Origin of the sequence: Paenalcaligenes hominis, assembly GCF_041359055.1 — a bacterium.
GTDB lineage: Bacteria > Pseudomonadota > Gammaproteobacteria > Burkholderiales > Burkholderiaceae_B > Paenalcaligenes > Paenalcaligenes hominis_A.
In genome coordinates this window covers 355637-368072 of the sequence record NZ_JBGJKZ010000002.1, presented here as the reverse complement: position 1 = coordinate 368072, position 12436 = coordinate 355637, and the positions used below count along the sequence as shown (strand labels likewise).

Here is a 12436-nt window from a genome sequence, read left to right as displayed (position 1 = left end):
CATTTATTTAAAGGTCAAGTAATAAGCTTGGGCTTTGTGCTCGTGAACAGCATGGAGTGAAGCAATTGCCTGCTGCCTTTTCATCGTCTGTTAGAAAATGATCTCTATGATCAGGTACGCCACTTAGCACCCCGGTCACACAGCTACCGCAAATCCCTTGCTCACAAGACACAGGGATATCTACGCCCGCTTCGTCTAATACCTCAAAAACTGTTTTATCCACAGGTATTTGATATGTCTTTCCTGTGCTGGCAATCCGTACTTCAAAACTTTGATCTCCTTGCTGCGGAGCTGCCTCTACAGCAAAGTACTCTTTATGTATATTTGTGCTCTCCCAGTGGTTTTGATGAGCAACCTCTAAGACATAATCCATAAAACCAGTAGGACCACACATATAAAGATGAGTCTTTGGATTAGGTTTTTTCAAAATCCTAGCTATTTCAGAGCGACTATCTGTTTGTATATGCAGATGAACTGAGGACGCTAAACCTTCGGAGGCTAAGAGACTTCTAAAGGCAGCACGTTCTTGTGAACGACAAAAATAATGAAGCTCAAAGCTTTCTTTTTTTCTTGCAAGTTCTTGAGCCATACAAATCAAAGGAGTAATACCTATGCCACCCGCTAGCAATACATGCAGATCTGCTTTAGGTGCTAACTCAAATAGGTTTCTAGGTGTACTAGCGCTTAGAGAGAACCCCTCTATTAATTGATCGTGTACTGCTTTTGATCCGCCCCTAGACTCTTTTTCTCGCTGAACGGCGATAGAGTACTTATCTATAGATTTGGATGCAGGATGGCATAAAGAATATTGACGAATTAAACCATTAGGCAGGTGGAGATCAAGGTGAGCACCTGGTTTAAAAGTGGGCAGTAGCCCCCCATCAGCTGAAACTAAATCCAAGCTGATTATGTCCTCGGCCTCTTGCACTCTTCGTGAGACAATAAGATTCAAAGTATTCGTATCCATAGCTGTACAACCCTAGCTTTTCAGATGCAGTTATCATCAAATAAACTAAGTGATGTGCAGAGGCTTATTTCTAAGCCTTAGCCCATCAATTAGTTGACTTACCAACGATTCAACTATAAAAACAATAAGTTGATGTATCAACTAATGTTTACCCTAAGGCATCTTATAAATTATGACGTCGACTAAAAAACTAGACCTTGAGCGTTACACCCCTGCTCTACTTACCTTTATTGCTAACAAGCTCTCCTCCGGATCCTCTCAACTGTATAGGGAGCGTTTCAATATTGGTATTGTTGAATGGCGTGTTTTATCTATGCTTGTAGTAGAAAGCCACATTCCTGCACAACGCGTTTGCCAAGTTATTGGCTTAGATAAAAGCGCTGTTAGCAAATCAGTGCAAACATTACAGACGGCAGGCTATATACAGTCTGAACCAGATAAAAAAGATGCTAGAAAGCAGTGTTTAAGTCTTACTGCTGAAGGCTATCGTCTACATGATGAAATTTTTGAGATTGCTCAGGAAAGAGAACGGCGACTTTTAAAAACCTTAACTCCAGAGGAAAGAGAGATTTTTGTCGACATACTTAACCGTTTACATAGTCAAATAGACTATGTAAATGAATATCGACCTTAAAAGAGACATATGCTCAAAGTAGTGCCTTCTCTATAAGTCATAACTTACCCTTACAATGCAAAAAACGGATAATCGCGCATGCGTATTATGGCTATTTTTATTAGACCCTTGTCTTTACACTAAATTTTGAGCTGAATAAGTCATAGACTGTGAAGCCCATTATAAAACAAGTGTTTGATAACAAAGGGAAATTGGATGAGACAAAATACTGATAGCTATATCGCTCTTGAAGAACGTTTAGATGAGATACGTGCAAGGTTTGCGCCGGAAGAAGGTTATTTAGATGCTTCTGAGCAGACGTCTCCTTGGATACCCATGAACGATATTGTTTCCTTGCGGCATCTAAGTTTTGATATTCGTAATAATGTCTCTGTGCATATTATGAGAGCTACCCAAGGGGGCGCTTTAGGCCGCCATCGACATCGAGCCCCAGTGATGGGTTATGTGTTATCTGGTAGTCTTTATTATAAAGAATACGATTGGGTGGCTACGGCCGGATCGTATTTTAATGAAGCACCTGGGCGAGCTCATACTTTAATGACAGACACAGGAATGGAAACCCTGTTTCAGCTAGGCACGCCGGTTGAGTTTTTAGATGAAAATGATCGTATTATTGAAATAGTCGATGTGTTTTGGATGATAGATCATTACCTTACGTACTGTGAGAAGCATAATCTCCCTATTAATGAAGCGCTCTTTATTCGTTAATTGTGGATTTGGCTGTTTTGGTGAGATTCTGTCTGGTGTTTTTTGGAAGCTCGCCAAAACGTGCCTGATAATAAGAAGAAAATCGACCTAAATGATCAAAGCCATGTGCTAGTGCCTGCTCCGTAATACTTGTTGTAGAGTTAGCTAAAAGTGCTTGCCGAACGGCATCAAGCCGAATTGTGCGTAACCACGTCATGGGTGACATGCCTACTTGTCGATGGCAAAGCACATTTAGGGTGCGAGTGCTGACCCCGGCAACTTGGGCTAAATTGGCTAGCGTTATTTTTTCCGTTAAATGGGCTTGTACGTAGCGCTTTAGTTGCATTAAACGATTTTGATTAATGTCGGTTGTAATACTGGTATGGTTTTGCTTGGGCAACAGGGGCGTAATTTCTGTTTGGTCTACGCTGGGCTGATGGCTTAGTAAAAACAATGCAATATTGGTCTCAAAATGGCGAAGCCAAACCGATTTTAGTCCTTTTGTTCCATACAAGTTTGGCAGCATGACTAGTTGCTGAAGTAGTGCATACCATTGCTGGGTGATTTGAGGTTGTATTTTATAAGCAGGACATAAAGCAGAAGTGCCCTGGGGGCGAAGTTGTGGTGATACACTTTCCTGAGCTAAGTGACTGATTAGATGATGAGGGATTTTTAAAAGCAATTGCTCACATCCCAATTGCCACAGTGTTTGTACTTTTTCTTTTGGGGTAACAATAACGGTTTCTCCTGGTTTGGCTATAACCGACACCCCATCACTTATTATTTCGGTTGTGCCGCGCAAAGGAATTTGCACTAAGCTAAACCCCTGAAATTTTACGGCTTGAATTTCTACCTCTGCCCCGTAGCCCAGTACCATCATGCTTATTTGCTCGAGGTTATAGCGAAAAAGTCGAGTATTCACTTTACCTTTACGCCACTCTAATTCATGACCTGAAATGCTGTGACTAAGTTCTTGGTGGGATTTAACCGCAGATCGGGACTGGATAATGGGATAAGAGTAAATAGGCGATACATCAAGCGTAAGCTGTGTCTGCATAAAGTCTACCCTTTACTTAGATTTAACCTCTACTGAGAGCATGATAGAGTGTTTCTAATGGCTGCTGCAGATGGGCATACCCTACTAGAAGCTTTGTGAAAGCCACTCGTCTACGTGCACAAGCATGGGGGTGAGCTGTCTATCACATTTACTTGATGGGCAGATTATGGGGTTTATTAAAACAAAACACGCCGCGATACAACTGCGTTTTAAAACGGCAACGGGCGCTCTCCTAATTGCACCGTGACCCATTTCAGTTCAGTCATGTCCTCAATCGAATAACGTCCGTTTTCTTTGCCATACCCACTATCTTTAAACCCACCAAACGGTGCGTTCGGATCGTCGTCAAAGGCGTTATCATTAATGTGTACAGATCCGGCCTCTACTCGCAAAGCAAAATCAAACGCTTTTTGTAGGTCATTCGTCACAATACCTGAGGACAAACCGTAGGAGGTATCATTGGCAATGTCTACGGCATGATCAAAATCGCGTGCTTTGTACAGAGCAGCTAATGGCCCAAAGCTTTCTTCACTGTAGACTTCCATTCCTGGTTCCACGTCTACCAATACGGAAGGTTCCAGTATATTTCCTATAGCTTTGCCTCCTGTGAGTAAACTGGCTCCTTTAGAAATAGCATCATTAATATGATTTTGTATAAAGTTGACCTGATTGGAGTCTATTAAAGGGCCTACTGCAGTTTGCTCTAGAGCAGGATCACCAAAGGGGACTTGTTTGACTTTTTTGGCAAAGGCTTCACAAAACGCATCATAAATTGGCGCTTCAACGATGATGCGCGAGTTAGCCATACACACTTGGCCTTGGTTGAAAAAGATTCCAAACGCGGCAGAACGCACAGCATAGTCTAAGTCTGCATCCGCTAATATGACTAAAGGGCTTTTTCCTCCTAACTCTAAGACAATGCGTTTTTGATAGCGCCCAGCCAGTTCGGCTAAAAAGCGCCCTACACGAGCTGAGCCAGTAAATGTAATTAATTTGACGCGATGGTCAGAAAAAAGCGTGTCGCCCATTGCGTCGTCTGTAGTAGGAATAACACTTAATACTCCAGGTGGTAACCCTGCTTCTTCAAGAATCTCTGCAAAGAGCAAAGCCGCTAAGGGTGTATACGGCGAAGGTTTTAAAATAAAACTATTGCCAGCAGCTAATGCGGGCGCAAGTTTTTTGCCGTTTAATAACAAGGGCGCATTAAATGGTCCAATGCCTACCACCACTCCTACGGGCCGACGTATGGTCATCGATAAGCGATTTGGTATTTCTGTAGGCAAGGTTTCACCACGTATATCACGTGCTTGACCCGCTGCAATACGAAAAGTGCTAATAATGTAGTCGCACTCAAACATTGCTTTACCAAAGACGTTCCCGCCCTCTTCAACTAGTACTTTGACGATCTCTAAGCGACGACGCTCTACAATGTCAGCCGCTTTTAATAAGACAGCCTCCCTTTCTTTGGCTAATGTGTTACCCCAGTCTTTTTGAGCGCGCTCGGCGCTGGCTAGGGCAAGCTCAATATCTGCTGCTGTGGCTAAGTAAGCCTTCCCAATTAAGTCTCCGTTGAAAGGGTTTCTTACCTCTTTCATCGGCTGGCCTTCGGATTGCCAAAACTGACCATTAATATAGGGATAATAGGTCTTTACAGTTGAACTCATTTGTCGTCTCCTAAGGGTGTCTATTGATAATTATGGATATTTCGTCATTTTTAATAACGGGGTCTCTATGTGTTTATTATCAATAAATCTCAAGCCTTGTCTTGTACTTACGCGCCAATCTATTTGTCTTTAGGCGCATTGACTGAGTAAAAGCACCATGGAACGGACTACAATTTGGAGTACGCACGAACTAGAGTCTGAATGCGCTTTATCTGTATGGAATGAAGCCATTTCGTCTGCTTTTTTAAAAGTACAAACGCAACTCAGGCACACCTCTCAACCTTTTCATGCGTATTTAAAGTCAAAAAAAGCAGGCGACCTTTCTATTAACCAATTACAAGCTCAGTCTTACCAGGTGATTTGTAATACCTCAGAGCCGTTTAATGATTGGTTGTTTATCAATCAGCATCGTGCAGGCTTATGTCAATTGCAGCAATATGGCAGGCATCAATCTATTGCTCCTGGCGAGCTCAGTATTAATATAGGTAGCTCTCCGTTTACCTTTGATTTTGATGATGGGGTGGTAATGACATGTGTGCGCCTGCCGCTAGTTGGCCCTTTAGCACACTCTGGGTTAATTCATGATTTTGTAGCTCGGCCTTTACCCAACAATGCCGGCAGCCATTTGTTACAAGACTATTTAACTAGCTTAGTACACAATTTTGACGAGCTTACGCCCCATCAAGTAGGGCTTGCAAGCAGTTGTTTACTTAATCTAGTCACGATGACGGTCGAGGGAGACCCCTACTCTTATAAAGATCAAGACAGCTTTCAACAGGTGCTGTATGAACGCGCCTGTTCCTATATAAAGATGCATTTGGCGGATTCCAGTCTTAGTCTTCAACGAGTCTGTGAGCACGTCAATCTTGCACCCAGAACCTTACAAGCCCTTTTTCAACGTCGCAATACAACATTTAGGGCGACTTTATTAGAGCTTCGTCTGCTTGCTGCTGATCAGTTGATAGTAAACCATTCTTATTTACTACTTTCAGAAATTGCTTATGCCGTTGGCTTTTCAGACCAGGCCCACTTTAGCAAAGCCTACCGTCGTCGTTTTGACATGACCCCAAGCGGGCGTCGGCTGCACTCTACCCCCAGCTAATTGCGAGGGAAATTAACTTATTGCTTTTTTAAGTAGTCCGCTACTGCCTGATACGCAGGGAGTGAGGTTGGATCCATGGCAGCGTTACTAGCTACGGGAAAAGAGGCAAATCGTACTATCACCATGTCCGCCGTTGGGTCTATATAAATGGTTTGTCCATGCACGCCTCGGGCTGCAAAAGCCCTGTGGTCATTATGAAAGATCCACCACATGCTTTTGTAGCTTGCATTGGGCAAAGTGGTGTAATTGGCTTTAGCAAATACGGACTTATCCCCGCCTAATTGAATGTTTTCAATAGCTTGCGCGGGCAGGATCTGACGCCCACCCAGCTGGCCTTTATTGAGTACCAGCTGCCCAATGCGTCCTAGATCTCGTAAGCCCGCACTTAGCCCGCCTCCTGCAAAGGGCGTGCCTTTGGCATCTACTGTCATATAAGCGTCTTGTTCAGCGCCGATTTTGCTCCAAATGCGTTCAGACAAAAGAGTGGCAACATCTTGACCGCTTACCCTAGAAATAATCCAGCCTAAGGCATCGGTATTGATGGTTTTATAACCAAAGGCCTCGCCATGGGTTCCTTTTTTTTCTACTGTTTGCAAATAGTCAAAGTAGCCATTGGGGCCTGTGTAGCCATTGGGCTTGGGCAGTGGGCTAGCTGCTTGCGAGTAAAGCCAGATATCCGCCTTGGGGTCGGCATAGTCTTCGCTGTAATCAAGGGCTGTGGTCATATCCATCACTTGACGCACGGTGGCACTACCGAAAGCACTGTGTTGGAGCTCGGGAATCAGAGAGGCAACCATGGCCTGTTCGTCTAATTTGCCTTCCACAATGAGCACTTCAGCCAGTAACCCTATGAGCGATTTAGTCATGGACATGGCGGCGTGTTGGCCGGCCTCAGTTAAACAGCCCGCATAGTTTTCATACACAATACGCCCCTTGTGCAGGATCAAAATGCCGTCAGTATAATTAGCTGATAAAGATTCGGCCCAGGTCATTTCATCCTCACTGCCTAAAGGGCGAAATGTGATGGCATCGATATTGTTATCGATGGCATACGACAAGGTATTGGGCGAGCCTAGGCCTTTACTTACTTGTTTGGTTGGCATTAATTCGCGAATATGGCAGACCGTCCACCGTAGCTTAGGAAAGCTAAAAAAGTCGGATTCGGGCTGCATAATAAGCGCTGCTGGGGGCGGGGGAAATCCGGTCATCCAGCCCATAACGCTTGGGTCGGAAGCTTGAGCATCTAAATATTGGGTGGGTTGAGTATCTGCGTTGCTTAAACTGCTCAGCGCTAGCATGAACGTTATAATCACTTTTTTCATTCTGAGTTCTTTTTAGTGCTCACTAAAGAGGCTGCTTTTATTAAGTGTTGATTGCGGCTTACCATTTCATTGCTCCCACTTCACATACATTGCATACCATTTTTTCTATTTTATGAGATTACTTCACACTTCGGATTGGCATTTAGGGCGTCATTTGTATGGTAAGCGACGTGAGGCAGAGTTTCAGGCTTTTTTAGACTGGTTGTTGCGTAGTTTAAAAGAGCAAGCCATTGATGTATTAGTAGTGGCTGGTGATGTGTTTGACACCAGTACACCAAGTAATCAAGCCCAAGCTCAGTACTATCAATTTTTAACACAGGTGGCGGCGACTGGGTGTAGGCATGTGGTCATCATTGCGGGTAATCATGACTCGCCCTCTTTTATTAACGCGCCTCAGCAGTTGTTAAGCAGTTTAGACATTCATGTGGTGGGTCAAGCTTGTACGCAACGCCAGGATGAGGTGCTTGCATTAAAAAATGCAGCGGGCGATGTGGAGCTAATTGTATGTGCTGTACCCTATTTGCGTGATCGTGATATTCGTACGGTCCAAGCGGGAGAAAGTGTAGAGGACAAAGCACAAAAGCTGATTGCAGGAATTCAAGCCCATTATGACGAGGTTGCAGCTATTGCGGTGGCTTTACGCGATTCTTTGCCACAAGCTGTTCCTATTGTGGCAACCGGTCATTTGTTTACGGCGGGAGGGAAACTGCTTAAAGACGATGGGGTGCGCGATTTATATGTGGGTGAATTAGGGCATTTTTCTGCTGCACGCTTTCCCACTGTTTTCGACTATATTGCTCTTGGGCATTTGCATGTGCCGCAAAAAGTAGCGCAGCAAACGCATATTCGTTATTGTGGCTCCCCCATTCCTATGGGGTTTGGCGAGGCCGCGCAGCAAAAAGAGGTGTGTATTGTCGAGTTTGATCAAGCAACATTGCGCGCAGTGCATAGCTTGCCTATACCGCGTTTTCAAACCTTAGTGCAAATACAGGGCAATTGGTCGCAGATAGAACAACAGTTAATAGAATTACGTCGTACTGGTGAATCCACGTGGGTGGAGGTCATTTACCAAGATCACACCTTAATGACCGATTTACGTCAGCGCATTGAGGCTTTGTGTGCCCAAAGTCTGATTGAGGTATTACGCATTCAAAATCAAGCGGTTGTACAGCAAGCGTTAAAAACGACTGTTACAACGCAATGCTTGGATGAGCTTAGTCCGCTTGAGGTATTTGAGCGGTGTTTGGTTAGCTATAACATACCAGAGTCCCAGCATCTTTCTTTAAAATCAGCGTTCCAAGAAATTTGGGATCAGTACCTCGAGTCGTAATATGCGGTTATTGTCTTTGCGGTTAAAAAACTTGAATTCCTTAGAGGGTGAGTGGTTTTTGGATTTCACTTGTCCTGACTATGAAGCACATGGGTTATTTGCTATTACTGGACCAACAGGTTCGGGCAAGAGCACTCTGCTTGACGCCATTAGCTTGGCTTTGTTTGGGCGTACCCCACGCTTAGATCGCATTTCGGCTTCGCAAAATGACATTATGTCTAGGCACACGGGGGAATGTTTTGCTGAGGTTTGTTTTGAAACGGATGACGGCCAGTTTAGGGTTCATTGGGCTCAGCATCGAGCACGCAAAAATCCCCAGGGCGAACTTCAGGCCCCACGGCATGAATTGGCAAAAATGGAATGTGGCACAGTACTGGAACACCAGTTACGCCGTGTCGCCAGTGAAATAGAACGCATCACGGGGATGGATTTTGATCGTTTTACGCGTTCAATGCTCTTAGCCCAAGGCAATTTTGCTGCATTTTTGCAAGCTGATGCGGATCAGCGTGCTCCTATACTCGAGCAAATCACCGGCACAGCCATATACAGTGACTTATCTATTTTGGCTTATGAGCGCTATAGTGTCGAAAAGAAAACTCTGCAAGACCTGATGCAAGCGCTTGATCACATTGAGCTTTTGTCATCAGAGCAAGAGCAGCATATGCAGCATGAACTGGAGGAATTAAGAGCGACCTTGCTGACTCTGGGTGATGAGTTAGCTCAATACCGAGCCACGTTGCATGCCCTAGAAAAACGTGAGCAATGCCAGCAAAAACAACTACACCTTGCACACGAACTAAGCCGTCTACAACAAAAAAAACAAGCATTTGCAGCATCAGCCCACCGTTTGCAAGAAGCGCTAAAAGCGGCTCTATTGGAAAAAGAGCATTCAGTATTAATGACGCAACGTGCAGAATTATGTCAAGCCAAAACTAAAGCTCAAGACTTAACCCAGCGCCTAGCTCAACTGCAGCAGCAACTACAGCAGCAACAAGAACTAGTTGAACGGGCTGAGATTAAAACCCTGCACTCAGAAAAAGACCTACAAAAGCAACGCCCCGTGTTTCAAGAGGTGCGTGCTTTAGATGCTGCAATACAACGTCTGGACTCTCAGCTAAACGATCTGGCAGAACAAAAGCAGACTTTAGCTCTCACACAACAAAAAGAGTGGCAATGTTTAGAAGACTGCCAAAAGCAAGTACAACAAACTCAAAGTAACCATGACGCGCATAAGCATTATTTAGATGAAAATCAAGTAGATAGTCAGTTAAGTGCCCAGCTAGGTACTATTATGCAATGCGCTGATTATGTACACGTTCTGCAAAAGGATTTAGATAAGAAAAAAGAAAGCTTAGGGCTTTTTGAAGCGCGACAAAAGCAATTAGAAGCCCAGCATCAAAACATCCTCTCGACTAAAACGCAGCATGAAAACCAACTGCAACTCGCGCTTGCTAACCTCAAGCAAAAAGAGCGTGATTGGCAGGAATTAATACAAAGCCGCAGTGTGACTCAATGGCACGAACAATTAGATGTGCGGAAATCTGAGTACGACAAAGCCTTAGCTTTAATGGATTTTGCGCAAGATAGCAAAGCATGGCAACAGCACTACCAACAGCGCTTACAACGCATTCATCATTTAAAGGAGCTAGAACAGAGCACGCAACAAGCTCTGCACCATGAGTTGAGCTTATTAAGCGCTCAAGAGCAAACCACTCAGACACTAGAGCGATTGCTTGTCTCGGAGCAACGTATCAGTACCATGGAGCACGAGCGAGCCCAGCTAGAGCAAGACCAGCCTTGCCCGCTGTGTGGTTCAGTGGAGCACCCATGGGCTGAGCAAGCAATAACCCCCCAAATAGCGCAGACACAACAAGAGTTGAGTCAAAGCAAACAGCAGCTTCAGGTCTTACAGCAACAAGTTCAAGCCAAGCGGGATAAGTTGCATCGTACACAAGGGCAACTGCAAAGTGAGCAAAACCAAATAGAACAAGAACAGCAATGGCAAACACAGCGTATTGAACAATTCTCCATGCGCCAAGGGCTTGAGAACGTGGAACTGCTCCAGCGGTTAGCTCAACCAGAAAAACTACAGCACGAGGTGCAATTGGCTAAGGAAGCGTTGCAAAAAACACAAGGCCAATTAACCCAAATCACGGCTGCCGAGAACGCACTGCTCTCCGTCAAAGAGGAGGCAGCTCAGCACCAGCAAAGCGTTGCAACATTAGTTTTAAAAATGGATCAGTGTAGTGAGCAGCTCAAGGAGCAAGCAGAGCGTGTGGCAGAATGCGGGCGCGACGTAAAACAACTAAATGAGCGATTGGAGCAAGAGCAAACAGCGCTGCTAACGAGTTGTAAGCCCTATGGTTTGACAACAACGCAGTTACCTGACGAGTTCATCGCCCAACTGCAAGTTCGCCAACAACACTGGCAACAGCAGCAACAAGCATGGCAGCAAAGCCGTGAACAACTACAACAACTTGCTTTGACGCAGGTTGATCAGCAAGCACGTTACACACAAGCCCATACGCAGTTTAAGCAGATAGAGAAAACTCTAGCCCAATTAACCCAAGAGCGCCAAAGTCTTCATCAAAACCGCCATGGTTTGCTAGGCAATGAGATTGCTGATTTGGTTGAGTCCCAGCTCGAGCAGCAACTGAAAGCAGATCAAGTCATGCAGCAACAGGCTCAAGCAAAATGGCAAGAGATTAACTCGCATAAGACCCACACTTATGAGGCACTTGCGGAGCAAAAGCGACATATAGATGCGTTAAACACCATACTTTCTTCGAACGAAAAGCGTTTCGTAGAACAACTTGAGCGTATTGGTTTTGATTCAGAGGCTGCGTATCAACAAGCGGTGTTACCTTTAGAGGAGCGGGATAACTTAACTACACAACAACAACGTTTAAGGACGGATGAACAGCTTTTACAAACACAACATCAAGACACGGTAGAACAGTTGCAAGGGTTGAATACGGAATTAGGAACACAAACCACAGAACAGGTGCGAGCACATGAACAAGCGGTGCGCCACACGTATGATGCTAAGCAACAGTATTTGGGTCAGCTCACTGCACAACTCAAACGAAATCAACAACAAAAGCAGAAGACGGCGGCTCAGCAAGCTTTGGTGGAGCAACAAAAAGTAGAGCTAGAAAAATGGTCGCAGTTGCGTGAATTAATAGGCTCGGCTGACGGTAAGAAATTTAGGAATTTTGCACAAGGTTTAACTTTTGATCGCATGATTCACCAAGCGAATCAACAGCTAGAGCGCATGCAAGATCGGTACTTACTGGTGCGCCACCCTACCGAGGCGCTCGTATTAAACGTAGTGGATAATTACCAGGCTGGTGAGGTGCGGTCGACCAAAAACCTATCGGGTGGAGAAAGTTTTTTAATCAGTTTGGCGCTAGCGCTTGGACTATCACAAATGGCAAGCCAAAATGTGCGTTTAGATTCGTTATTTTTGGATGAGGGGTTTGGTACCCTAGACGAGGAAGCGCTGGACATTGCCTTGGATACATTAGGTTCTTTGTATCAAGAAGGCAAAATCATTGGCGTGATTTCGCATGTGCCAGCACTTAAAGAACGCATTGCTACACAAATTCAAGTGCAGCCCCTGCAAGGTGGACGTAGCCGACTTGAAGGACCTGGTTGTGAACGTATTGCATAG

9 protein-coding genes are annotated in these 12436 nt (G+C 44.7%); 5 read left to right on the top strand and 4 right to left on the bottom strand.

The features are described from left to right. Positions 1-7: 7 nt before the first annotated feature. The gene (locus ACBP46_RS05645) at positions 8-967 is read right to left on the bottom strand and encodes a PDR/VanB family oxidoreductase (RefSeq protein ID WP_371015761.1); all 960 of its coding nucleotides are present in this window, start codon (positions 965-967) and stop codon (positions 8-10) included. Positions 968-1139: 172 nt separating this feature from the next. Here ACBP46_RS05645 and ACBP46_RS05640 point away from each other — a divergent pair, with 172 nt between their 5' ends. Then, the gene (locus tag ACBP46_RS05640) at positions 1140-1601 is read left to right on the top strand and encodes a MarR family winged helix-turn-helix transcriptional regulator (RefSeq protein ID WP_371015760.1); all 462 of its coding nucleotides are present in this window, start codon (positions 1140-1142) and stop codon (positions 1599-1601) included. 195 nt (positions 1602-1796) lie between these two features. Further along, complete coding sequence (locus ACBP46_RS05635) at positions 1797-2309, top strand: 2,4'-dihydroxyacetophenone dioxygenase family protein (protein ID WP_371015759.1); 513 nt, start codon at positions 1797-1799, stop codon at positions 2307-2309. Here the strand turns inward: ACBP46_RS05635 and ACBP46_RS05630 are convergent. Both ACBP46_RS05630 and ACBP46_RS05625 read right to left on the bottom strand, forming a co-directional pair. Continuing rightward, positions 2299-3345: an AraC family transcriptional regulator gene (locus ACBP46_RS05630; protein ID WP_371015758.1), complete on the bottom strand. Its 1047-nt coding sequence runs from the start codon at positions 3343-3345 to the stop codon at positions 2299-2301. The genes ACBP46_RS05635 and ACBP46_RS05630 overlap by 11 nt on opposite strands. Before the next feature lie 209 nt (positions 3346-3554). Beyond that, positions 3555-5009 carry an aldehyde dehydrogenase family protein gene (locus ACBP46_RS05625; RefSeq protein WP_371015757.1) on the bottom strand — a complete coding sequence of 485 codons (1455 nt, stop codon included), beginning with the start codon at positions 5007-5009 and terminating at the stop codon, positions 3555-3557. A 157-nt stretch (positions 5010-5166) separates the two neighbouring features. Between ACBP46_RS05625 and ACBP46_RS05620 the strand changes: the two genes are divergently transcribed. Continuing rightward, the gene (locus tag ACBP46_RS05620; RefSeq protein ID WP_371015756.1) at positions 5167-6111 is read left to right on the top strand and encodes an AraC family transcriptional regulator; all 945 of its coding nucleotides are present in this window, start codon (positions 5167-5169) and stop codon (positions 6109-6111) included. A gap of 17 nt (positions 6112-6128) precedes the next feature. On the opposite strand, the gene ACBP46_RS05615 is transcribed toward ACBP46_RS05620, so the two are convergent. Then, the gene (locus tag ACBP46_RS05615) at positions 6129-7433 is read right to left on the bottom strand and encodes a serine hydrolase domain-containing protein (protein WP_371015755.1); all 1305 of its coding nucleotides are present in this window, start codon (positions 7431-7433) and stop codon (positions 6129-6131) included. 112 nt (positions 7434-7545) lie between these two features. Here ACBP46_RS05615 and ACBP46_RS05610 point away from each other — a divergent pair, with 112 nt between their 5' ends. Both ACBP46_RS05610 and ACBP46_RS05605 read left to right on the top strand, forming a co-directional pair. Beyond that, positions 7546-8763: an exonuclease SbcCD subunit D C-terminal domain-containing protein gene (locus ACBP46_RS05610; protein ID WP_371015754.1), complete on the top strand. Its 1218-nt coding sequence runs from the start codon at positions 7546-7548 to the stop codon at positions 8761-8763. Position 8764: 1 nt separating this feature from the next. After that, complete coding sequence (locus tag ACBP46_RS05605) at positions 8765-12436, top strand: AAA family ATPase (RefSeq protein WP_371015753.1); 3672 nt, start codon at positions 8765-8767, stop codon at positions 12434-12436.